The 236-nt window shown below is 44.9% G+C and carries 1 protein-coding gene; it reads left to right on the top strand.

The window, feature by feature from the left end; translation table 11 throughout:
- On the top strand, window positions 1–236 hold a 236-nt coding region (locus tag AAEY62_RS24820; protein ID WP_350637161.1), incomplete at both ends, for a methyl-accepting chemotaxis protein.

Here is a 236-nt window from a genome sequence, read left to right as displayed (position 1 = left end):
TAAAATTATAGAAGTAATACGTAATATTGCAGATCAAACCAACTTACTTGCGCTAAATGCAGCAATAGAATCAGCTAGGGCAGGTGAGCATGGTCGCGGCTTTGCAGTAGTGGCAGATGAAGTTAGGCAATTGGCACTGCAAACGCAAGGCTCGCTGAGCGAGATAAATGGGCAGCTCACCATACTGAGTGAAAACTCACGGCTAGTTGCTACGCAAATAACAGCATTAACCCAAG

Source organism: Pseudoalteromonas sp. GW168-MNA-CIBAN-0100 (genome assembly GCF_040309225.1).
Classification (GTDB): Bacteria; Pseudomonadota; Gammaproteobacteria; order Enterobacterales; family Alteromonadaceae; genus Pseudoalteromonas; species Pseudoalteromonas arctica.
This window is presented reverse-complemented; position numbering and strand designations above follow the sequence as displayed.